The organism is Facklamia sp. P12945 (assembly GCF_050409485.1).
Classification (GTDB): domain Bacteria; phylum Bacillota; class Bacilli; order Lactobacillales; family Aerococcaceae; genus Facklamia.
On the sequence record NZ_JBNUPJ010000019.1, the window covers coordinates 14,097 to 36,527 of the forward strand.

General features: G+C 35.2%; 19 protein-coding genes. 1 reads left to right on the forward strand and 18 read right to left on the reverse strand.

Annotation, left to right across the window (positions count from 1 at the left end; genetic code table 11):
- Positions 1 to 88 precede the first annotated feature (88 nt).
- The 10 genes from pnpS to ACQV2X_RS07080 form a co-directional block, all read right to left on the reverse strand.
- Positions 89 to 1,846, reverse strand: coding sequence for a two-component system histidine kinase PnpS (gene pnpS / locus ACQV2X_RS07035; RefSeq protein ID WP_428874181.1), 1,758 nt, complete (start codon positions 1,844 to 1,846; stop codon positions 89 to 91).
- Positions 1,843 to 2,610 (reverse strand): response regulator transcription factor, encoded by a 768-nt coding sequence (locus ACQV2X_RS07040; protein WP_428874180.1) that lies wholly within the window; start codon positions 2,608 to 2,610, stop codon positions 1,843 to 1,845. Before ACQV2X_RS07040 ends, pnpS begins: the two co-directional genes overlap by 4 nt.
- Positions 2,611 to 2,747: 137 nt before the next feature.
- Positions 2,748 to 3,632: a permease-like cell division protein FtsX gene (gene ftsX, locus ACQV2X_RS07045; protein ID WP_428874179.1), complete on the reverse strand. Its 885-nt coding sequence runs from the start codon at positions 3,630 to 3,632 to the stop codon at positions 2,748 to 2,750.
- Positions 3,619 to 4,305, reverse strand: a complete 687-nt coding sequence (gene ftsE / locus ACQV2X_RS07050) for a cell division ATP-binding protein FtsE (RefSeq protein WP_428874178.1) — start codon at positions 4,303 to 4,305, stop codon at positions 3,619 to 3,621. Before ftsE ends, ftsX begins: the two co-directional genes overlap by 14 nt.
- Positions 4,306 to 4,347: 42 nt before the next feature.
- A protein-coding gene (prfB, locus tag ACQV2X_RS07055) for a peptide chain release factor 2 (RefSeq protein ID WP_428874177.1) occupies positions 4,348 to 5,458 on the reverse strand; the annotation gives its coding sequence in 2 pieces (ribosomal slippage) (positions 4,348 to 5,385 and positions 5,387 to 5,458; 1,110 coding nt in all).
- Between the two features lie 77 nt (positions 5,459 to 5,535).
- Complete coding sequence (gene secA, locus ACQV2X_RS07060) at positions 5,536 to 7,992, reverse strand: preprotein translocase subunit SecA (RefSeq protein ID WP_428874176.1); 2,457 nt, start codon at positions 7,990 to 7,992, stop codon at positions 5,536 to 5,538.
- A 224-nt stretch (positions 7,993 to 8,216) separates the two neighbouring features.
- On the reverse strand, positions 8,217 to 8,789 hold the full coding sequence (gene hpf / locus ACQV2X_RS07065) for a ribosome hibernation-promoting factor, HPF/YfiA family (protein WP_428874175.1): 573 nt from the start codon (positions 8,787 to 8,789) through the stop codon (positions 8,217 to 8,219).
- Positions 8,790 to 8,907: 118 nt separating this feature from the next.
- The gene (locus ACQV2X_RS07070) at positions 8,908 to 9,666 is read right to left on the reverse strand and encodes a ComF family protein (RefSeq protein WP_428874174.1); all 759 of its coding nucleotides are present in this window, start codon (positions 9,664 to 9,666) and stop codon (positions 8,908 to 8,910) included.
- Between the two features lie 16 nt (positions 9,667 to 9,682).
- Complete coding sequence (locus ACQV2X_RS07075) at positions 9,683 to 11,080, reverse strand: DEAD/DEAH box helicase (RefSeq protein ID WP_428876084.1); 1,398 nt, start codon at positions 11,078 to 11,080, stop codon at positions 9,683 to 9,685.
- A gap of 72 nt (positions 11,081 to 11,152) precedes the next feature.
- Complete coding sequence (locus tag ACQV2X_RS07080; protein WP_428874172.1) at positions 11,153 to 12,025, reverse strand: DegV family protein; 873 nt, start codon at positions 12,023 to 12,025, stop codon at positions 11,153 to 11,155.
- A gap of 113 nt (positions 12,026 to 12,138) precedes the next feature.
- On the opposite strand from ACQV2X_RS07080, the gene ACQV2X_RS07085 reads away from it, so the two are divergent.
- Complete coding sequence (locus ACQV2X_RS07085) at positions 12,139 to 12,780, forward strand: YigZ family protein (RefSeq protein ID WP_428874171.1); 642 nt, start codon at positions 12,139 to 12,141, stop codon at positions 12,778 to 12,780.
- Positions 12,781 to 12,786: 6 nt separating this feature from the next.
- Here the strand turns inward: ACQV2X_RS07085 and ACQV2X_RS07090 are convergent, their stop codons facing one another.
- From ACQV2X_RS07090 to purR, 8 genes are all read right to left on the reverse strand, one after another.
- Positions 12,787 to 13,830, reverse strand: coding sequence for an MraY family glycosyltransferase (locus ACQV2X_RS07090; RefSeq protein ID WP_428874170.1), 1,044 nt, complete (start codon positions 13,828 to 13,830; stop codon positions 12,787 to 12,789).
- Between the two features lie 17 nt (positions 13,831 to 13,847).
- Entirely contained in the window at positions 13,848 to 14,681 is an 834-nt protein-coding gene (gene nadE / locus ACQV2X_RS07095; RefSeq protein WP_428874169.1) for an ammonia-dependent NAD(+) synthetase, read from the reverse strand.
- Between the two features lie 13 nt (positions 14,682 to 14,694).
- Positions 14,695 to 16,185 carry a nicotinate phosphoribosyltransferase gene (locus ACQV2X_RS07100; RefSeq protein WP_428874168.1) on the reverse strand — a complete coding sequence of 497 codons (1,491 nt, stop codon included), beginning with the start codon at positions 16,183 to 16,185 and terminating at the stop codon, positions 14,695 to 14,697.
- Between the two features lie 137 nt (positions 16,186 to 16,322).
- Complete coding sequence (locus ACQV2X_RS07105; RefSeq protein ID WP_428874167.1) at positions 16,323 to 17,294, reverse strand: hypothetical protein; 972 nt, start codon at positions 17,292 to 17,294, stop codon at positions 16,323 to 16,325.
- A 65-nt stretch (positions 17,295 to 17,359) separates the two neighbouring features.
- Entirely contained in the window at positions 17,360 to 18,751 is a 1,392-nt protein-coding gene (locus ACQV2X_RS07110) for a sugar transferase (protein ID WP_428874195.1), read from the reverse strand.
- 187 nt (positions 18,752 to 18,938) lie between these two features.
- Positions 18,939 to 19,922, reverse strand: coding sequence for a ribose-phosphate diphosphokinase (locus tag ACQV2X_RS07115; RefSeq protein ID WP_428874165.1), 984 nt, complete (start codon positions 19,920 to 19,922; stop codon positions 18,939 to 18,941).
- Positions 19,923 to 19,944: 22 nt separating this feature from the next.
- Positions 19,945 to 21,312, reverse strand: a complete 1,368-nt coding sequence (gene glmU, locus ACQV2X_RS07120; RefSeq protein ID WP_428874164.1) for a bifunctional UDP-N-acetylglucosamine diphosphorylase/glucosamine-1-phosphate N-acetyltransferase GlmU — start codon at positions 21,310 to 21,312, stop codon at positions 19,945 to 19,947.
- A gap of 76 nt (positions 21,313 to 21,388) precedes the next feature.
- Positions 21,389 to 22,219, reverse strand: a complete 831-nt coding sequence (gene purR / locus ACQV2X_RS07125) for a pur operon repressor (protein ID WP_428874163.1) — start codon at positions 22,217 to 22,219, stop codon at positions 21,389 to 21,391.
- Between the last annotated feature and the right edge of the window lie 212 nt (positions 22,220 to 22,431).

Sequence of the window (22,431 nt, forward strand, 5' to 3'; positions counted from 1 at the left end):
TAAATTTTCAGCAAATAATGTTACAAATATGTTACAAGACCCTGGGTGAAGGGCTTTCTTATAACATTCTTAACTGTAAGCGTCATCATTAATTAGGGAGAATTATCGTAAACGATGTCCCTACCCCCACTTGACTTTTTACCTCGATTTTACCACCCATCATTTTGACTAAATTGCGCACAATCGAAAGCCCAAGGCCTGTTCCACCTGAATTTCGACTGCGCGCTTTATCAACTCGGTAAAACCTTTCAAAGATTCGATCCATCTCTGTTTCGGGTATCCCTATTCCTGTATCAGCAACAGTTAATTCAATTTTTTTCTTTTTTTCTTTAATACTAATTGTTATTTGACTGCCTTCATCTGAATAGTTAATAGCATTGTCTAATAGATTGGTTAAAATTTGCTCAAAGCGATATTGGTCTGCTTTCAAAGCAATATTGTTATTAGAAATCAATTCGACCTTAATTGATTTTTGAGCAGTTTTTTGAGAAAGAAACTCGATCATATTTTCTGTTACTTTATCCACATAAAAGCTTGATCTAGGTAAATTATTTTCACTTTTTTCAACACGAGATAACTCAAGAATATCTTCAATAATCATTTCCAGTCGATTACTTTCTTTGGCAATAATGTTAACAAATTTATTAGCTGCCTTCTTATCTTTTAGCGCTCCGTTTAAGAGTGTTTCTGCAAAACCTTTGATAGCAGTCACAGGTGTTCTTAGTTCATGTGAAGCGTTGGCTACAAATTCACTTCTTACCGTTTCTAAACGACGGATTTCAGTTATATCATAGAGTAATACCAAAAAAGACATTTCACTGGCTTGATATTCTTGATAGGAAAGGATATTGACATCCAAGAATTTTGATTTAGGTACATAAACTTCTACTTCTTCTTGTACAGGCAAATGTGTTTGCATCACTCGATTAATCAAACTGATTAATTGAAAAGATTTTAAAATTGCTTGGTAAGGACGCCCAATTACTGTTGGCGACAGTCCTAAAATTTTTCCTAAAGCTGGATTCATGAGATCAATCTTTCCTTGAGAGTCAATGACTAATACTCCAAGGTTGATGTTCTCCAGTAATAAAGAGTATTGCTGTTGTCCAGAAATCAGATCATTGCGGTCTTCTCCCAAATACTTGACAATATCGGTAACTGATTGTCCTAATTGATTAACTTCGGGAATCGAATGTTCAAGGTATTCATAATGATAATCGGAATCTCTAACCTTTTCTATCCCTTGCCTTATTGATTGAATCGGACCCGTAGTTTTTAGCAAGGCTAATCGAATAGCTAAGAATATAAGGGAAAGCTGAACCATAATATAAATTGCTACCAGCTTCCAATATTCTTGCCATTTGAAAGAAAAGTAGTTCTTATCGACCGATTCAACCAACCAAACAGTTTGTTTGTTCCAATTTAATTTCTTACCAGCATAGATCCGTTGATCAGCTCTCCAGGAAATTATATTTTGACCTTTATTTTTAATAATCTTTTGATGAATGAGACTCAGACTGCTCTTTGTATTACCTTCTTTTGAATTTCTCCATAAAGTATTGGGTACTAAGCGATTTTTCGAATTATTTCTTTGAGAAATTAAAAAAACCTCGCGATCTTCACCACTAAAGATACTATCTAGGTCTTGATAATAATCTTCTATCCGACTTTGATCTTTAATGAATATGTAAGCTGAATGAGTTTGCACTTGATCTTGTAAAATCGTATAAATTGTCTGCTCAATTTGTCTGTAACCCAAATAAACTAAAGATAAAATACCTATCATAAATAGGACAATTCCTAGTCCCAATTGTCGGCGTCTTTGGCTCGGGTCTATCAGTTTCATGCTTGTGGTACCTCAAATTTATAACCAAACCCTCTTACCGTTTTAATATATTCAGGACTTTTTGTGTCGCTTTCAATTTTTTCCCTTAAATGTGAAATATGGACATCGACGATACGCGTTTCACCCGCGTAGTCAAAATTCCATATGTTATTAAGCAGTTGATCACGACTAAGTATACGCCCTTTTCTAACTGCCATATAGAGTAAGAGTTCAAACTCTTTGGGCGTTAAATCAATTGATTTACCATCACATATCACTTCATAGCGGTCTGGAAATATTTCTAACTTACCGAGCCTTATCACATCATTTGAATTCTCAGATGCATTAGTAGGAACTTGTAGAGGTGTAATATCTACTGATTCTGTCTGACTTTCAACCTCTTTTACATTCTTTTCGCTACTTTGCATCCTACGCCCAATTGCCTTAATTCTGGCAATAACCTCCCTTGGGCTAAAAGGCTTGGTCATATAATCATCTGCTCCTAATTCTAAGCCAATAATCTTATCATATTCATCATCTTTGGCCGTCAACATTAAAATAGGTGTTTCAATTTTTTCTTGACGCACACGGCGACATACATCCATTCCATCCATTTTTGGAAGCATAATATCTAAAATGATAAAGTCAAACTTTTCTTTTTTAATCAATTTATAAGCGGTCTTACCGTCTTCTGCAGTGACCACATCAAAACCAGCTTGATTTAAATTGTATTCTAATAACATTAATATCGATTGTTCATCATCGACAACCAGCACTCTTTTCATAGCCAACCTCCTAGGATCTCTAAGTACTTTCTTATTCTAGCAGACGCCTTCATCTATTAAAAGATATCTTCTAATCAATAGCTTTCACTACTATAAAAAGACCTCCCTTTAAAAGAATAGGGAAGTCTTTTAAATTTCTATTTAAAAAATTTGTTTACAGCTCTTTTTGCTGCTAAAACACCTAATAGATAGCCCAAAACCAGCAAAATACCAGATATATACAAGATATTAGGATAAATAGGCATGGCATACTCCGGATTAAAAGCCAGTAACTCTTGAGCCAGGCTAAGGATTGCTTGGTAGGAAAAATATAAAACAATACTGGCTATGGCAGCGCCTATAATTCCTACACTTCCCCCTTCAATAACGAAAGGTGCCTTTATATAAGATTTTTTTGCACCTACCAGCTCCATGATTTCAATTTCTCTTGAGCGCGACTGAATAGTTACTTTAATTGTGTTGGAGATAAGTAAGATAGCTATCAGAATAAAAATAGCTCCTAAAATAGCTATAGCATATCGCATAATTTCAATTGTTTGGATCAAGCTCTCAAGATTGACTGAACCAATATTAGCACTTTGAACCCATTTTAATTTTTGAACTTTTTTGGTTACTTGCTCTAATGAATTAGCTGAATTTACAGTGACTAAGTACATATTGTTAAGAGGATTTTGATCCATTAATACATCAAAATCTTCTGTAATAACTTCTTGGTAAGACTCTAATTCTTCTTCTGCCGACCGATAGACAACTTTAACAACATTATCCATCGCTGCAATTTCATCACCAAGTTTTCTCTCATCAGCAACCTCTGCTAAAGGATCAATCATCACTCGTACTTGAATCTCATTTTCAATCGTTTCTGTCAATTGATTAATATTCAATACGAGAACAAAAAAGGTGCCTAATAAAAATAAAGTTAGACTCATAACTACGATTGATGCAGAAGTCAGCCAGCCATTTCGAAATAAATTTCTCATTCCGTCTCTAAAATGACGAATACGGGATCTAATCCATTTCATTTTTTACACCTCTTTTTATATCTCTTACCAATCTACCTTGGTGCATTTGTAAAATTCGGTGAGGGTGGGAGTTAACGATATTATCATTATGAGTTCCCATTAGAATAGTTACTCCAGAGCGATTAACTTTTTCTAAAGCTCGCATTATCAAAACTGCACTGGTTGGATCTAAATTACCCGTCGGTTCATCCGCCACAAGCACTTGAGGACGATTAGCTAAAGCTCTCGCTATGGAAACCCTTTGTTGCTCTCCACCTGACAACTCGTTCGGTAATTGATGCATTTTAGACTTTAAACCAACGATATCAAGAACTTCCAACACACGTTTTTTAATTTTCTTTTTACTCTCTCCTGTAACTTCTAATGCATAAGCAATGTTTTCAGCTACTGTAAATTGGTGTAAAAGTTTGAAATCTTGGAAAACTACACCAACTTGCCTTCGTAATAGGTGAACTTTCCTTTCAGCTAAGTCATGCGCTTTAAACTGATTAACAATCACTTGTCCGCTTGTAACTTTTTCTTGACGATTTAACAATTTCATCAGCGTAGACTTCCCCGAACCACTAGGTCCTACTAAATAAACAAATTCTCCCTTATTTATCTCGAGACTCACATCTTTAACAGCCCATATTCCATTACCATACTGTTTGCTCGCTTTAATTAGCTTAATCAACAATTTCACCTCACATACTAGTAATTCTTCACTCTTTATTACTTATTTTTCTTCTTGGATATTCCACCTTAAGTAAGCATCAATAAAAGGATTTAATTCTCCATCCATTACAGCGTCGATATTCCCCGTTTCATAATTCGTTCGATGGTCTTTTACCATTGAATAAGGGTGGAAAACATAGGACCTGATTTGTGAACCCCAGGCATTATCTTTTTGCTCACCTTTTATCGCTTGTAATTCAGCTTCTTTTTCTTCCACTTCTTTTTGATAAAGTTTTGCTTTCAAGAGGCTCATAGCTTGCTCTTTATTTTGAATTTGTGAACGATTGGATTGACTTTGAGTAACAATTCCTGTCGGAAGATGTGTAATTCGAACGGCAGAAGAAGTTTTGTTTATATGTTGTCCGCCAGCTCCTGAAGCTCTATAAGTATCGATACGTAAATCTTCAGGATTTACTTCTAGCTCAATCGAACCATCAATCATCGGAGTAACATCAATTGAACAAAAGGAAGTGTGTCTGCGCGCATTAGAATCGAAAGGCGATATCCGTATGAGACGATGAACCCCTTTTTCCGACTTCAGATGTCCATAAGTTTTATAGCCAGAAACCTCAAAAGTAGCGCTTTTAATGCCTGCTTCATCCCCATTTTGATAATCTATAAATGTTATCGCATAATGATTGTGACTCGCCCAGCGTTCATACATTCTCAACAACATTTCGCCCCAATCTTGGGATTCTGTCCCTCCCGCTCCTGGGTGAATTTCCATAATCGCATTGAGATGGTCATGATCTCCCGACAAAAGAAGAGATAGTTGATAATCATCAATTTGTTTATTGAGTAAGACCAGCTTTTCTTCTAGCTCTTTTTGTAATTCAGGATCTTGGCCTTCTTCAATAAGCTCTAGTCCAATCATTGCATCATCCAGTCCTTCTTCTAATTGATAAAAAGAGTTTTTTTCGAGTTTACATTTATTTAATTCTTGAATTAAAGATTGAGCAGCTTGATTATCGTCCCAAAAATCTTCCTTTAACATCTTCGATTCCATTTCAGCAACGTCTGCTTCCAATTTATCGATGTCAAAGGGACCCCCTTATTTTTTCAATATTAAGTTGGGCTGATTCTATTTGGTCCTTAATTTCATATATTTCCATCATATCACCTTACTTTTTAAAATTGACACAAAAGGTCCTTTGGAGTTAATCCGCAGGACCTTTGCTATTCTGTCATATTAGCCTTTTAATGTTTTTACACTTTGGTGTTTAGGCATTGAACTTGGTTTTACCCGAGGGCTTGTGGAATTAACTTGCTCCCTCTCCAAATTCTGACGAATTTGTGCCTTCATTATGAATCGAGTGATGTCATATTCAATTGCAGCAATCATTTCTTGGAAGCGATCAAAGCCTTCTGTTTGATATTCTGTTAGAGGGTTCGTTTGAGCGTATGCTCTTAGACCAACACCTTGACGTAAATGATCCATCGCATCAATATGGTCTGTCCATTTCGAATCAACCACACGCAAAATAATTACTTTTTCAAATTCTAAAACTTGTTCAGGACCATTTAGTAAAGCAATTTTCTCATCAAAAGCCGACACAGATTCATTATACAAATAATTTATTAATTCTTCTCTGCTCTTACGTTCTAAGTCTTTTATTGAGATTTTTTCTGGACTAAATAATGTATTGTGAACAAAGTCCAATAGACTGTCTAAATTCCAATCCTTTTCATCGTTTTCAGTAGCATAGGCCACTTCACGCTCGATGGTCCGTTTAATCATTGCTTTAATATGAGGTGTTAAGGTTTCTTCTTCATTAATCACCGCCAATCTTTGACCATAAATAACTTCTCTTTGCTCACGCATAACTTCATCGTACTCTAAAACACTCTTACGAGTATCGTAATTATTACCTTCCACTCTCTTTTGGGCTGATTCAACTTGACGAGATAACATCTTACTTTGAATAGCAAGATCTTCTCCTTCATTGTTGTCGTCTGTCATATTCAGTTTTTCCCAAACCTTTTGAATTCTGTCTGATCCGAAACGACGCATCAAATCATCTTCTAGTGATAAATAGAATTGTGATGCCCCGGGATCTCCTTGACGTCCTGCCCGTCCACGTAACTGGTTATCAATTCGACGTGATTCGTGACGTTCAGTTCCGATAACAGCGAGTCCGCCTACTTCTTTAACTCCTGATCCTAACTTAATGTCGGTTCCCCGTCCAGCCATATTGGTCGCAATGGTTACCGCACCTCTTTGACCGGCAGCCATAACAATTTCAGCTTCTTTAAAGTGATTTTTAGCATTCAAGACTTCATGAGGAATACCTTCTTTTGTTAATAATTTTGATAGGTACTCTGAAGTTTCTACAGCCACTGTCCCTACTAAAATAGGTTGCCCTTTAGCATGACGTTCTTTGATTTCTTCCACGACGGCAGCAAATTTAGCTTTTAAGTTTGGATAAAGCAAATCTGGGTGGTCTTTTCTAATAACTGGTCGATTGGTTGGGATTGAAACGACGTTAATATTGTAAATTTCTCTAAATTCTTCTTCTTCCGTCTTAGCCGTTCCCGTCATTCCAGATAATTTTTCATACATACGGAAGTAGTTTTGGAAAGTAATCGTTGCCATTGTCTTGGACTCATCTTGGATTTCAACATTTTCTTTTGCTTCAATCGCTTGGTGAAGTCCATCTGAATAACGACGACCGTCCATAATACGACCTGTAAATGGATCGACAATCTTAACTTCCTCTTCGTCTACCACATAGTCAATATCATGAATCATAATGTAATTTGCGCGTAAAGCTTGATCAATATGATGAACCAGTGATGAATTTTCAACATTATACAGGTTTTCTAAGCGAAAGATTTTTTCAGCCTTGTCAACTCCAATATCTGTTAAAACAATTGACTTAGAAGTCAAATCAATGGTGTAGTCTTCTTCTTCTTTCAATCCCTTAACAAAATAATCTGCCCGATTATAGAGGGCTGTCGATTTCTCACCTTGACCAGAAATAATCAACGGTGTACGAGCCTCATCAATTAAGATAGAGTCCACTTCGTCTACTACCGCAAAATATAATGGTCTTTGAACCATTTGAGACTTGTAAACAACCATATTATCTCTTAAATAGTCAAAACCTAATTCGTTATTTGTAGAATAAGTCACATCACAAGCATATGCTTCACGCTTTTGAGCAGCGTTCATTGAGTTTAGATTTAAGCCGACTGTTAAGCCTAAAAAGCGGAAAACTTCTCCCATTTCTTTAGAGTCACGAGTTGCTAAATAATCGTTAACAGTAACAACATGAACCCCTTTACCTGACAAAGCGTTTAAATAAACAGGCATTGTCTCTGTCAAAGTTTTACCTTCGCCGGTTTTCATTTCAGCAATATCACCCTTATGAATGACAAAGCCGCCTTGAATTTGGACACGATAGGCCAATAAGCCTAATACTCGATAAGCAGCTTCTCTTACAACAGCAAATGCCTCTACCTGAATATCATCTAAACTTTTTCCACTAGCTAATTTATCTTTTAAAATAGTAGTTTGGGCACGCAGTTCTTCATCAGTCATCGTGCGGTAATCTTCTTCTAAGTCGATTACCTGGTCAGCTAATTTTCCGGTTCTTCTCAATTCAGCATTATCATTTTCAATTAAATTTTTTAAAAAGTTGGCCATTAATATGCTCCTTTAATTCCCATAATCCTCATTTACCCATTCCATGAATAAATTTTCTCACTGTAACATTGTATCATTAAAAACTCGACTTTCAAACATTTTTATCTGCTAGTGTATTGTAAAAGTTTAATTCCTTCTGCTTTTTAACAATAAAAATGAAGAGCATTGATAAGCTCTTCATTTAACATTTGATATTCACTATATTCTAAGGATACAACTTAATCTTAATCCATTCTCGCTGTTTCAATTAATCCATATCGACCATCTTTACGGCGGTAAACGATATTAATTTCGTTTGTTTCTCCTTCTTTATATACGAAGAAGTCATGGCCTAGCATATTCATTTGTAAGACTGCTTCTTCTGAATCCATCGGTTTTAAAGCAATTCGCTTTGAACGAACTATTTGTAAATCGGGTTCGCTTTCATCTTCATGATTATTTACATTTGAAGCTTGTACCAAATCTGATGTAGTTATTCCTTCGAAGCCTTTTTCACGTGATTTGCGATTAATTTTAGTCTTATATTTCCTTACTTGTCGCTCTAATTTATCAACTACAAAATCAATACTCGCATATAAATCAGGTGTTGTCTCTTCAGCTCTGAGCACTAAGAAAGATAAAGGAATAGTTACTTCTGCCTTTGCTGTTTTATCAGGATAAACCCTCAAATTTACATAGGCAGTTGCATTCGGTACATCATTGAAAAAACGCTCAAGTTTTGAAACTTTCTTTTCGGCGTATTCTCGAATAGCTTGAGTAACCTCGATATTTTCTCCACGAACATTATAGTTAAACATAAATATCCCTCATTTCCTCTCTATTTGGTCTAAGGCTAATGAGCCATAAACCCAAAAGCTATTACTAGCTTAAAATTATTATAACACATGCCCACATCGATTGAAAGCGCTACACATTCTAAGCAAGTGATTGATTTCTTGCTAAAGTAATACTTTTTAAATCCATTTCTTCTTTAGCAATAGCTTCAAAATGTTGAACTATCTCTAATTTTGCTTGTATCATAGTTGCCCCTGTTGTATAAACATCATCAAAAATCATTAGACCTTTCTTTTCTTTTAATTTTTCTTTTTCTATATTTATCCAAGCAAATGGACGATTGAGTGTTAAACGATCTTTTCGACTTTTTGCTGCTTGTCTAATTTCATTTCCAATGTAATGGAAGGGACAACAATAAGGGATGTGGGCTATTTCTAATAAATATGCGGTCGGATGAAACAATCTCCTTTTCAAGCTTGATTCAGAGCTAGGTAAAATTAACCAAAGGTAGTTTGGATAGTGTTTATATGTTTTCTTTAAGACTTGCTTCATTACATTCGCCATCCGGCAATCTCCATCATATTTATAACGAGTGATCCAATTTTTAAAACCAGCATTGTAGTCAAATAAGGCTTGATTGTTTATTAGCTTTAGAGGATATTTTTGGCGCCAGCGATAACAATCTAGACAGTAATTCTCATCAGTATCTTTGATTCTATAAGTAGTTTGATAGTGGTTGCTACCATCTAATTTTCTTCCACAGGCTCTGCAACTTTCACTCTGATAATGATAAGGAACGAATGATTTTAAACAGTCTGAACACAATGGTTCAAATTCAATAGCTTGCCAGGAAAATAACTGTTGCCAACTTAAATCACGTTGGTAATTTTTCTGGCACATCAAACAGACCCTTTCATCAAGCATTTGCATTTAAAAGTCCTCTCTTGCTCGCTAACTGATTCATTCCCTTAATTTCTATAGCCGCTCTTTTCATTTCTTTTGTAATACCATAATGACCAAAAACAACTTTACCTGATGGATAAGCAGCCTTCCTTCCTACCCTGCCACTCATTTGAACTAAAGCTGATTTAGAGAAAAGAGGGTCCTCAGCACCAAGGATAAACACATGACAGTTTTCAAAAGTTACTCCCCTTTCAAGAATGGATGTAGAGATTAGTATGTCATAATGACCTTTGCGCATTTTTTCTACCTTTTGATGTCTTAGAGGATCTGTTGAATATACATAGGTAAGTCTAAGGCCTTTAAAAAGTTTCTCTAACCACTCAGATAATAGAATTGCCAACTTGATATTGGCTATAAAAATTAGTTTCCGACCTTCAAGCGCAATAAAATGTTTTAGGCTTAAGAGAAGTTTGGAATTCTTTTGTTGATTTACTAAGTTAGTTTTCCAATCTCCCAACCACAAAAATATGGGTTCAACCAAAGGAAAACCATGAAATCGCGCTGGTAAAATGGTCTGGTGAATCAAGCCTTTTTTGACCGCTTCCACAATTTTTTTATCCGGTGTTGCTGTCAGAAAGATTAATTTACCCTTCTTTTTAACTGCTCGATTTACCGCGAAATGTAAACTCTCATTATCAACATAGGGAAAGGCATCTACTTCATCCACTATTACTAGGTCAAAGGCTTGAAAAAACCTTAGCAACTGATGGGTAGTTGCTATTAAAATTTCACAGGGCTCATATTTTGTTTCACTCTTTCCATGAAGCAAAAGAACTTTGACCGAATTAAAAGCAGCTTTAATTCTTGGAAAAAGTTCAATGCACACGTCAACTCTTGGAGAGACTAAAGCTATCTTTCCATCCTTTCTTAATATTTCATCGATTATTGGAAAAAGCATTTCTGTTTTACCAGCTCCCGTTACAGCATGGATTAAATGTGGGTGACTACTATCATCCAATTGTTCCGCAACTTCTTGTGAAGCCTTATTTTGCTGTGGCGAAAGTTTCCCTTGCCAGGTGAGAAAGGATTTTTGATTTCTTATAGTTAAAGGTTGATTGTTTGGTAAATAATAAAGCAAATCGTTACTACAAATTCGTCCCATTTGAAGACACGAACAACAATATATAATCTTCTTTTTATTAAAATAAAACTTATAGTATTGTTGTTGATCTTGACAATTGCACCTGGAACAAAGGATGTGCTTTTGTTTTATTTGTATAGCAGGCATTGCGTGTAGATGATTAAATATCGTCTCTAATTTCCAGCTGGATTGAGAAAGAAATTTATCCCAGATTATTGTTACTTCTCTTTGAGTCATTAATTGACCAATAAAATACTCTTTCCACTCCATCAAAAAAATCTCCTTCCATGTCTTTTTATAAAGTACACAGAAGGAGAATAATTAGTGCTATTATTTACTTGTTTAATTAGGATCGTAATTAGGCATTATGGCCAAGCCAATACAACCTTTTCCGGTATGTGTTCCGATAACAGGGCCGATCGAGTTAATTTCTATATCAGAGATCGTTAACTCTTTTTCAATTAATTCTACAACCACACTACATTCGTCTTTAGCATTGGCATGTGTCATCATAAGCTGAATACCTTGGGGATATGATTCAATTGCTTCTTTAATTAGTTGAATCCATCTAGCATACACCTTTTTATTAGTACGGATTTTTTCAAAGAGAAGAATATTTCCTTCCTCATCAAAATGCAATAAAGGACGAATTTTAAGCAATTGGCCTAGTGTAGCAAAACCTGCATTTAAACGTCCACCTTTAACTAGGTTCTCTAACTCTTCGACCATCAAATAAGTTTGTGTATGATTTGCTTGCCAAGTTAGTTCAGCCACGATATCTTCTAATTCCTTATCCGCTTCGAGTCCTTTTAAGGCTTTCCTTGCCAAACCTTCAATGACTATGCATGAAGACTTAGAATCGATAATATAACTTTGAATACGATCTTGGTATTCAGTTAGTACCGATTGCGCTAAAGCTAAAGTTCCTGATATTTTTGAAGATAGATGGATAGCTATGACTGCTTGAAAACCTTCTTCAACAATCTGATCCATCAATTGGTAGTAGTCACCTGGATGTGGTTGAGAAGATTTAGGTAATCGATCACTTTTTTCCATATACTGATAAAACCGCGTCTGCTCATCAATATCAGATGAATCTTTAAAAACAGTCCCATCATCAAAAATAACACTAAGATCGACTTGAAAAACGTTTGATTGACTGGCTATTTCCTGGTTTAAATATGCTGTAGAATCTACTATAATTGCTGTTTTCATTTTTCACTACCATTCCCTGTCTGACTAATAATCAGTTGTTTTTTAAATATGTTACACTGTTTAAAGAATCTATATGTTATCTATTATCCTAACATAAATGAAAGGAAAGCTATATGTTTAATTATTTAAGTATCCAAAAAGAAATTGTACATGAAATTGAAATAAAAAAATCTCGTTTTATTTGTTTTCTGTTTCCAATCAAAAGTGAAGAAGAATTTAATCAACACTTGCTTAGTATACAAAAAAAGCATTATAAAGCAAATCACCACTGCTATGCTTTTAGTTTAGAGGCTGACTCAAGTATTCAACGCATGAGTGACGATGGCGAACCAAGTGGTACAGCAGGTCTACCAATGCTTGAAGTTCTTAAAAAAGAGGAATTAACTTTTGTCGCAGCCATTGTTGTTCGCTATTTTGGTGGAAACAAGTTAGGTGCAGGTGGTTTAATTCGCGCTTACACCCAAGTAGTTAGTGAAAGCTGCCAATTGGCCAATAAAATTAAAAATGTTAACCAGACCCTTCTTCAAATTGAAATGGATTATGCACAGCTTGATCGCTTTAATCATAATCTTGCTCAAATGCCTGGCTTACCTTCTGTTCTAACCATCGAATATCTCGAAAAAATTCAAATGACAATCGCTATTCATTCTGACTTCCTAAAGGAATTTGATAGCTATTTAGTCAATTTTTTAAGTGGACAAGTTAAAATAGACAGTTTAGGTAATCGAGATATAAATATACCTTTTAAAACTTAAAAAGATTCATTTGTTTGGAGACTCTTTTCCAATATGCACAGTAAAATAAACCATTGCTACAATCAATACCATTGTCATCACCCATATCAGCCACTTTAAATTAGGAAAGGCATGGAGGGCTAGGGTAATCAATGAAAAAACGGCAGATAAAGCCATCATCATTTTATTGATTGAACTTTCATTATAACCCCTTCGCAGTAACCGATGATGGATATGCTCTTTGTCTCCTTCAGTAACCGGGGTTCGTTGGTGTAAACGCCTCATGAAGGCAAAAACAGTATCAAAAAGTGGAACAGCAAATAAAAGTATTGGAAAAATAAAAGAGTAAAGACTGGCGTTTTTTAGATTAGTAACGGTTAAACTAGCGTACATAAATCCAATAAATAAAGCCCCAGTATCTCCCAACATAATTTTAGCAGGTGGCCAATTAAATATTAAAAAACCAGCAATTGCTGCAAATAAAAATAACAACTTTAATACAAAATCCAATTGAATGGTTAAAGAAAAACCTAAAGTTATTATAACCATTGAAAAAAGACTCACCAGGCTAACACTTGAAGCTAGGCCATCAATCCCATCTAATAAATTTAATGCATTAGTTACTAAATAAATCCATACTATGGTTAAGAGATATTTCAAACCATTAAAAAGTAATGGGTCTTCAAAATTAATGAGTTGAGATGAAAAAGAAATGTCACTATAAAAATAGACATAATGACAGGCGATTAAAATACCGATTGATTTTTTTAAAGCAGATAAATTTAACCTATCATCTAAAACGCCCGTTACAAGGATAATTAAGGAGGCTACAAAAAGACTCCCTTGCTTATCCCAAAGAGTAAAAGGATTTAATAAGTAATAGCTTAACCAATATGCCATAAATACAGCAATACCACCGTAAGCAGGTGGTGTTCTTTTGCTATTATTCTCTCTATTCTTAAAATCAAGGGGCTTTGTAAAATTAAGCAACTTTAATAAGGAATAGGAAAATGCTAATGACAATATGAAAGCAAGCACTACCCTCATTATTATTTCCAGTACAATGGACATTATTTCATCTCCTTAAATCAAGATTCCCTCCAAAACTGATCAAAGACAGTGACTGGCAGATGGCGTTTATGTTGGCTACTTAAGTACCATTTTTCAATTATTGCTGCTTCATGGTCTTTTACTTCACGTCCTGTCAAATAACGATCAATGGTTTGATAAGAAACACCCAACGCTTCTTCATCGGATAACATAGGACGGTCTTCTTCTAAATCGGCTGTCGGTATTTTTTGATAAAGGTCTGCCGGACAGTTTAGGGACTGTAGCAACTGCTTACCCTGATCTTTGGTTAAGCGCCACAAAGGCATTACATCCGCTGCCCCATCTCCATATTTAGTAAAGAATCCTGTGACACTCTCTGCTGCATGGTCACTTCCTACTACAACACCTGAAAACTGTCCTGCTACCGCATATTGCATCACCATACGCTGTCTCGCTTTAATATTTCCTTTATTAAAATCGCTAACTTCAATTTGTTCTTTTTTCAAAGCTTGAACAACTCCTAAAGTCGCCTCTTCAATATTTAGATTTAAAATTCGGTCTGGTGCAATAAAATCTAGAGCCTTTAGTGCATCTTCTTCATCATTTTGGACAGCATAAGGAAGTCGTATAGCAATAAATTGATACTGGTTATCGTTTGTTTCAGTTCGGATTTCTTCAATAGCCATTTGCGATAATTTCCCTGCTAAAGTGGAATCTTGTCCTCCACTAATACCTAATACCAATGACTTTAAACCTGCATTTTGATAGAGATAATCTTTCAAAAAGTTAATAGATCGCCGAATTTCAGCTTCTGGTTCAATCCTTGGTGAAACTTTTAAATTCCCTATGATTTCTTTTTGCAATTGTCTCATATTATTCTCCTTATCAGAATTGATCTGTTTGAAACGCCTCAACTCTTAAATCAACTTGGTCGCGAACCTCTTGTATACTATCCATTTTCAAATCGTATAATTTTTGCGATAAATCAACTGGATAAACTTGTGGATTTAAAATGCGCTTATGCTCTTCCCATAAGCAGTTAATCTTATCCTCTGAATAATCTTTAATAGTTAATATATCTGGTAAATCATATACTTGCTGACCCTCTTTGTATATATCTATTAAAAGTGGACGCGCTTCAAAGTCCTTAACAGTTTTATTGATATAGGTATGAACTGGATGGAACATGAAAAGTTCCTCTAAAAGATCGGGCCTTTCATCTATTAAAGCAATATAGTCACCTTCCACCTTGCCATCTTTTTTTCGAGTAATTCGCCAAACTTGTTTCATACCGGGTGTAGTGATTTTTTCTGTATTGGAAGAAATTTTAATTGTCGGTACAATCTCACCTTTGTCATCTTCGATTCCAACTAATTTATAAACAGCACCTAGAGCAGGCTGGTCATAAGAAGTTATTATTTTAGTTCCAATACCCCAATCGTTGATTTTTGCACCCTGCATTCGTAAGTTTAAAATGGTTTTTTCATCCAAATCATTGGAAGCTATTATGCGCGCTTCGGTGAAACCTGCTTCGTCCAATTGCTCACGAATTTTTTTTGATTGGTAAGCCATATCTCCCGAATCAATTCGAACACCGATAAAATTGATTTTGTCACCCATTTCTTTAGCTACTTTTATAGCGATAGGTATGCCTGAACGTAATGTGTCATAAGTATCTACTAAGAAGACGACATCACGATGCGTTTCAGCATAAGCTCTAAAAGCTTGATACTCATCTCGGTAAGCTTGTACCAAAGAATGAGCGTGAGTACCAGAAACAGGAATACCAAATAATTTCCCAGCCCTAACGTTTGAAGTTGAATCAAAGCCTCCAATAAAGGCTGCACGCGTTCCCCAAATAGCCGCATCCATTTCTTGCGCTCTTCTAGCACCAAATTCAGAAATTTTATCCCCTTCACCCACTACCGAACGAATACGTGATGCCTTTGTGGCAATTAAAGTTTGGAAATTTATTATATTTAAAATAGCTGTTTCAACTAATTGGCACTGACCAAGTGGTCCTTCAACTTGCATCAAAGGTTCGGTTGCATAACAAAGCTCGCCTTCTTGCATAGACCTAACAGATAACTCTAGTTTCATATCTGCCAAGTATTGAATAAATGTTTCGGGGTATATTTCTAAGCTTCTTAGATAATCCAAGTCAGTCGCTGAGAAATGAAATTGATTCAAATAGTGAACAACTCTTTCTAAACCAGCAAAAATAGCGTAGCCATTGTTAAAAGGGTTTTTGCGAAAGTAGACTTCAAAAACAGCCAGTTTTCGATCAATCCCTTTTTCCCAATATGTTTTCAACATATTGATTTGATAAAGATCGGTGTGGGTCATTAAGCTGTCATCAGAATATTTATAGATCATTTTAATCTCCTCAACTGAATAATTTTATTTATTGTATCATACTATTGCCCTCAATGTTGATTCAAAAAGAGTGCATAAGTTATAAGCTCATTATAAAAAACCCTTTAGTTGAATGCTCAACTAAAGGTTTTTACTAATTACTCTTCTATGGTATTTTCTTCAGAAGTTTGCATGGCCTCCAAAGGAACCTGAATATTAAAGCTTTGACCATACTGGTCAAAGTCAAAATTAGCCGAAATACTTATAAGCTCTGGTAAATTAGACCGGTCTGTTTGACTCACTGAATCGATAAAAACTTTAGGGTCTGTGTCAATCATAAAGGAAAAGTTCTTTATCAGCCCTGTCACACTCTCATATGTAACAGTCATTTGTGGATTCATATTAAAGAAATCTTCAAACATATCAGGATTCAAGAATTCCCCCAGAGATTCTTCATATTCTCGGTCGATGGGTTGTCCCAGATCTTCTGATTGCTCAATCGCTTTGTTAGCTGATTGCTTAACCAACTGTTTTAAATCGATTGCCTTATCTAAATCATTGTAAAAGCTAGCTCCATTAATATCTTTTTTCAACTTAAAAAGATAATCTTGACCTTTTTCTTCAAATTCAAAGTATTTATCAATAAATGTTTTGGCCTCTGAAGTCATTTCGCTTTCTACTAAGCCATTTGATACATTTTTAAAGGATGCTTGAAGACTATCTAAGATATCTTCTTCTGATACCGTCCATTCTGAAGTCTTCCACTCTTTAGATTGAGTGTTGTAAATATAATTAAATCCTTCTTTAGCATAGCTTTCAAAACCTACAGCCTCTGAACCTACAAATGGAGAAATTATTTTTGCTACCATTTGTAAAGCGATCGGTTGAGCATTTACTAATGCGTCAATTTCTAGGTTTCCAAAATCACTGGTCATATTTTGCGAGGAAATTTTCACACCTACTGTACCTTCCATATGAAAGGATTGGAATTCTTGTTGGTTTGCTTTTACCGCCACATCTTGCCAAGCATCTGAAACTGTTTCTTGAGCACTCACATAAGACTGAGGGATTAGCAGCAGATTAACCATTATCATTAAAAAAAGTGTTTTTACCTTATTACGTTTATTCATAATATCCTCCTTATAATTTACTAGCAAAAGCCTAACATAAACAATAAACAACATCTAGAAATAGCTTACTCATAAATATGAATTTTGGATTGAAAATCCTTCCATGAAGGTTGGCAGAGATCTTCTTGGTCTAAACCTCTTGAAGAAACCTTATCAAATAATATTTTTAATGTTTGAAACAACAATTTAAAATCAAAGGCTAATGAGTAATTTTTAATATAGAGCAGATCAAAGTTTAATTTATTATTAAAGTCTGTAGCATATTTTCCATAGACTTGAGCATAGCCAGTGATTCCTGCACGTACATGATGACGCAATTCATAATAAGCATTTTCTTGACTAAATTGATTAACAAAAAAAGGACGTTCAGGTCGCGGTCCAACGAGCGACATATCACCTTTTAACACATTGATTAATTGTGGAAGTTCATCAATCCGAGTAGTGCGAATAAACTTTCCTACCCTCGTCACTCGTGAATCATTAGAACTAGCTAATACGGGTCCAGATTTTTCTTCAGCCGTTTGAGTCATTGAACGAAATTTTAAAATGTTGAAAGGTTTAGATCCTTTTGTAATTCTAACTTGACGATAAAAAATTGGTCCCTTACTGTCTAGTTTTACAGCTATGGCTGTTATTAACATGATAGGCGAAGCTAAAATTAATAAAAGAAGAGAAGAAGCAATATCAATCGTCCTTTTGATAATAGCTTGTTCAAAAGCAATTGAAAAAGTAGATACTTCAATTAAACTTTCATCTTCAAAGCTCATTATATTTGGATTAACCATCATTAAATTTGCAAAGTTAGTCGATAAAAAGAGCTTTTTGTTATTCCGCATCAAATAATCGTATATTTTTAGTCGTTCTGTTTCTTCGATATAACCAGTAAGGTAAACAATATCGACCGCATCCGATAATTTAACCACACGCTGGTAATAATCTGACAAGACTACATGAGTTACCTCATGTCTACGATTGGTCATTCTATCAAAATTAACCACTGCATTTAACGCCTTTTTATTCTCCCCTACGACTAAAACTCGTTTACGGCCAGATAATCGATGATAAAGGATGTAAGCTACAGCATTAAATAAATATACCAATATTGTCCCTACGAAAAGGTTAAGTAAAATAACAGATCGCGGAAAAGTTAGCCAAGACCCAGCATAAGTAACGGCCATCATAAAAAAAGACAAAAATAATTGAGATAGCATGGTAAAGTAGAAAAGGTCCATTAAAGTTTTATTATAAAATATATAGGTACCAAAGAAGAAGTTGATCAAAATAAAACCTATTGCTATCCAGAAATAACTTGATTCAAAAGCTATAAAATTTCTATAGGGAATTTGGCCTGAAAATTTTAAATAAAAGGATAATAGAATTCCTAAAAGACATACCAGTGAACCCATTATAACTACAACAAAGCGTAATAAATTATTCCATTCTTTTCGATGGTTCATAATAAAACCTCTTTCTTTCCGTTGGTTCTTACTCATTATACCGACTTCTTTAAAAAATAACCATCAACATTTAGTCTGATTAATTTTTACGCTCTCATATATTTGTATTGAAATAACTTAAGCTCGTCCCATCTAATTTAAAGATAGAACGAGCTTAAGCTTCAAATAAAAAATTTACAATTAAAGTCTACTCAATGATAGTGAATTTTTCATTGAAAAGAGGTGAAACAGAACGGTTCTCGTGAATACGTTTAATTGCTTCAGCAATTAAGTGTGCAACAGACACAATTTCAATTTTATCAATTTTTTTGTCTTCAGGCAGTAGAATGGTGTCTGTAACAATTACCTTCTTGATAACAGATGTTTGCAATCTTTCTAAAGCTGGCCCAGAAAGAACCGGGTGAGTACAGGTGGCATAAACTTCTTTGGCTCCACGATCAATCAAAGCTTGAGCAGCGATTGTAATTGTTCCTGCCGTATCAATCATGTCATCAATTATCACTGCTGTTTTATCTTTAACATCTCCAACAATACTCATCACTTCTGCAACGTTAGGACGTGGGCGACGTTTATCAACAATAGCAATTGGTGCCTTTAAAAATTCTGCTAGTTTTCGTGCACGAGTTACGCCGCCATGGTCAGGTGATACAACAACAACATCATCGCCAAAAAGTTTGTTATCAATAAAGTAATTTGCCAGTAAAGGAGCACCTAATAAATGATCTACAGGTATATCGAAAAACCCTTGAATTTGGGCAGCGTGTAAATCCAATGCCACTACACGGTCTGCTCCTGCTTGCTCTAACATATTTGCTACCAATTTAGCTGTAATTGGTTCACGAGACTGTGCTTTACGGTCTTGACGTGCATAACCATAGTAAGGAAGCACTACATTGATTGTTTTTGCTGATGCGCGACGCAAAGCATCAATCGTAATTAATAATTCCATTAAATTATCATTAACTGGTGAGGAGGTCGATTGTACGATATATACATGTGCCCCCCTAGTCGATTCATCAATATTTACACGTATCTCTCCATCAGCAAACCTAGATAAAGAAATTTCACCTAATTCTACTCCAACAGCTTTTGCAATTGCTGCCGCTAACTTTTCGTTAGAACTTAATGCAAAGATCTTTAATTTTGGATCCTTATAGTGTTCACTTGCCAACCAAATCCCTCTTTCCTTAAATTTATTTATTGATGTATTTAGTCCAATAACCTAACTTATTAACCTGTTCGCTACGTGAAATAGCTAAGGCTTCCGCTTCAACATCCTTTATAATAGTTGAACCAGCAGCTATAAAGGCACGGTCCCCAATCTCAAGTGGAGAGACGATATTAGAGTTACTTCCAAGAAATACTTGATCGCCGACTTTCGAACGATATTTTCTTTTACCATCATAGTTACAAAAAATAACACCACAGCTTACATTGACATCTTTTCCTAATTCAGCATCACCGATATAGGCTAAGTGACCTGCTTTGGTATCTTTACCTAGTTGAGAATTTTTAACTTCAACAAAATTCCCAATACGGACGCCCTCTGCCAAATAGCTATTCGGTCTTAAATGCGCAAAAGGTCCTATTTTTGCTTTATCTTCAACCTTTGATTTCTCAATAACTGACTGAGTAATTATTACTGAGTCCCCTACTTGGCTATCTACAATCTCACTGTTGGCACCAATTCTTACTGATTTACCAATAAATGTTTCGCCCTTAAGCTGAACACCCCCCTCAATCACCGTATCTTCACCAATTTTTACATCCGCTTCAACATAAGTCATTTCAGGATTAATAAAGCTCACGCCATTTCGCATATGATTTGTAATGATACGTCGGTTCATTAGCTGCTGAGCTTTAGAAAGCGCTACTCGATCATTCACTCCAATTGATTCTGCAAAATCATCCATATTAAAAGCATGAACTTTTTTTCCTTGTTTTTGAAGAATTTCAATAATATCTGGTAAATAATACTCGCCCTGGGCATTCCGATTGCTCACTGATTTCAAAGCTTTAAACATACTTAAATTATCAAAAATGTAGGTCCCTGTATTAATCTCATCTATAATAAGTTCTTTTGACGAAGCGTCTTTTTGCTCCACAATTTTAAGAACTTGGCCTTCATCATCACGAACAATTCGACCATAACCAGTAGGATCTGAGGTTCTTGCAGTCAAAACGGTTGCTTTTGAACCTGTGCTTTCATGATGCTCAAAGAGTTTAGTTAATGTTTCTCCTGACAATAAGGGTGTATCTCCACATATAACTAAGGTACTTCCTTTTTCATTTGCCAGAAGATTCTCAGCTTGGAGTACTGCATGACCTGTTCCTAATTGCTCGGATTGAAAAGCAAAATCAGTAAGGTTTTTTAATTCTTCTTTCACTAAATCTGCCCCATTACCAACAATAGTTACGATCTGCTCGGCACGACTTTCCAAGACTGATCGAACAACATGTTCTGCCATGGAAATTCCACTAATTTTATGGAGAACTTTAGGTAAGGCTGACTTCATGCGTGTACCTTTGCCAGCTGCTAAAATAACCGCCATTCTTTTCATTCACTCACACTCCTTCTATCTGCGACATTTACCCTTATATTATATCTATTTAAGGACCATATGGCTATGCAGTTTCCTAATTAAAAAAATTTCCTGCTTCAATTTCCAATTGATAATGACCTAACTCATTGTTATAACGTAATTGAGTTTCAAAAAGAGCGTGATAATTTGGAATACTCATTCGATTTTTTACCTTATTCTCTGCAAAAACGCATATTCCAGCTGCTTGCGAATCAAATTCTTCAATTAAATTTAAAAGCCCTGTTAATGTTCCCCCATTACGAAGAAAATCATCCACAATTAATACACGACTTTGCGATTGCAAAGCTGACTTCGAGAGTTCCATTTTCTTAACAGTCTGCGTAGAACCCGAAGTATAATTAATCGAAATGGTTGATCCTTCTCCAGAGGTAGATTCTCGACGTACCACAACATAAGGTTTGTTTAGATATAATGCTACTGCCGCTGCTAATCCTATCCCTTTAGCTTCTATGGTAAGAATGGTATCAATCTCTTTATCTGCATATTTAGCTGCAATAAGTTGAGCAATCGGATTTAAAACACTCGGATCTTGTAGTAGGTCATTCACGAAAATATAGTTTCCTGGGAGAATTCTCTTACCTTGAGAGAGTCGCTCTTTTACTTGACGCTGAATAATTTCAACTTCCTCTCCCGACAGATGTGGACGAAAAATAACACCTCCTGTTTTACCAGTCAATGTTTCAAGTTGCCCTAGTTGCATTTCATCAAAAACTCCTCTGACCATTCCCAAATCTTCACTAATTGATGATTTAGCACATTGAAATTTATGCGCAAAATCTTGTAAGTTTAAGAGTTGGTTGGGATTATTCATTAGTTGTTGGGTAATTGCTATTAAGCGCTGGTTTCGTTTATATTTTTTTATCATTTATAAAAAGCCTCCTTTTCCAAACATTAAGCAAACTTTATCATTATTTGTTCGAATTTTCAACAAAAAATCTCTATCGAAAAAGGGGCTGTATCATAAGTCCATTTTTGCTATAACCTTTAAAATAAGACCCGAGATAAAATGTCCACGCATTTTATCTCGGGTCTTTATTTTTTCTTGTTCTTGGATATATAACACCAGTTTATTGATAT

Bases quoted from the DNA above. Each gene is read 5' to 3' on its own strand.
- pnpS (WP_428874181.1), bottom strand. From the start codon at position 1,846: ATGAAACTGATAGACCCGAGCCAAAGACGCCGACAATTGGGACTAGGA.
- ACQV2X_RS07040 (WP_428874180.1), bottom strand. From the start codon at position 2,610: ATGAAAAGAGTGCTGGTTGTCGATGATGAACAATCGATATTAATGTTA.
- ftsX (WP_428874179.1), bottom strand. From the start codon at position 3,632: ATGAAATGGATTAGATCCCGTATTCGTCATTTTAGAGACGGAATGAGA.
- secA (WP_428874176.1), bottom strand. From the start codon at position 7,992: ATGGCCAACTTTTTAAAAAATTTAATTGAAAATGATAATGCTGAATTG.
- hpf (WP_428874175.1), bottom strand. From the start codon at position 8,789: ATGTTTAACTATAATGTTCGTGGAGAAAATATCGAGGTTACTCAAGCT.
- ACQV2X_RS07070 (WP_428874174.1), bottom strand. From the start codon at position 9,666: ATGTGCCAGAAAAATTACCAACGTGATTTAAGTTGGCAACAGTTATTT.
- ACQV2X_RS07075 (WP_428876084.1), bottom strand. From the start codon at position 11,080: ATGGAGTGGAAAGAGTATTTTATTGGTCAATTAATGACTCAAAGAGAA.
- ACQV2X_RS07080 (WP_428874172.1), bottom strand. From the start codon at position 12,025: ATGAAAACAGCAATTATAGTAGATTCTACAGCATATTTAAACCAGGAA.
- ACQV2X_RS07085 (WP_428874171.1), top strand. From the start codon at position 12,139: ATGTTTAATTATTTAAGTATCCAAAAAGAAATTGTACATGAAATTGAA.
- ACQV2X_RS07090 (WP_428874170.1), bottom strand. From the start codon at position 13,830: ATGTCCATTGTACTGGAAATAATAATGAGGGTAGTGCTTGCTTTCATA.
- nadE (WP_428874169.1), bottom strand. From the start codon at position 14,681: ATGAGACAATTGCAAAAAGAAATCATAGGGAATTTAAAAGTTTCACCA.
- ACQV2X_RS07100 (WP_428874168.1), bottom strand. From the start codon at position 16,185: ATGATCTATAAATATTCTGATGACAGCTTAATGACCCACACCGATCTT.
- ACQV2X_RS07105 (WP_428874167.1), bottom strand. From the start codon at position 17,294: ATGAATAAACGTAATAAGGTAAAAACACTTTTTTTAATGATAATGGTT.
- ACQV2X_RS07110 (WP_428874195.1), bottom strand. From the start codon at position 18,751: ATGAACCATCGAAAAGAATGGAATAATTTATTACGCTTTGTTGTAGTT.
- glmU (WP_428874164.1), bottom strand. From the start codon at position 21,312: ATGAAAAGAATGGCGGTTATTTTAGCAGCTGGCAAAGGTACACGCATG.
- purR (WP_428874163.1), bottom strand. From the start codon at position 22,219: ATGATAAAAAAATATAAACGAAACCAGCGCTTAATAGCAATTACCCAA.